We start from the raw sequence: 499 nt of genomic DNA, 5'->3' as shown, positions 1-499 counted from the left end.
TATTCTAATTTGCTCAATTATTGGACTTGTTTTGGATGTGATGGCAGTATGCTTAGTATTTCAAAGCAATTTGGAAATATTGGGATTCATATTATTAGTTATTGTCTTTTTAGTTCTCGGCTTTGTATTTTATTTAAGATTTGTATCTAGAAAAGTTATTGATTTAGTGTTAAACGATTCTATTAATCTTAAGCTCTATGTAGACATGTTCAGAGTTCAATCAGAAAAATCTATTAAGCCCTTTAGAGCAACATATCGTGAGTATTACCAATTTATCCAAGGTCAAGTGGCTTATCTAAAAGGAGATTTTCAATCAGCTAAGGAAAACATGTCCAAATATGATTTGAAGAAAATTTGGAAGAGATTCAGAAACCATGTGTTTTTAATATCAAACTTTGAACTATTAAAAGTTTCCATTCATCTTCAAGATGCGCAAGATATTGCTTTCTTTGAGGAACAATTGTCCAAGGCACCAGATCTTAAAGGAGGCAAAGCTAAA

1 pseudogene is annotated in these 499 nt (G+C 30.9%); it reads left to right on the top strand.

Annotated features, from left to right (window positions below):
• Window positions 1-40: 40 nt before the first annotated feature.
• Window positions 41-499 (top strand): annotated as a pseudogene (locus ACLNCV_RS09745) (hypothetical protein); the annotation flags it as partial.

This window comes from Streptococcus sp. CL5.50 (assembly GCF_049738015.1).
GTDB classification, from domain to species: Bacteria; Bacillota; Bacilli; order Lactobacillales; family Streptococcaceae; genus Streptococcus; species Streptococcus mitis_CA.
This window is presented reverse-complemented; position numbering and strand designations above follow the sequence as displayed.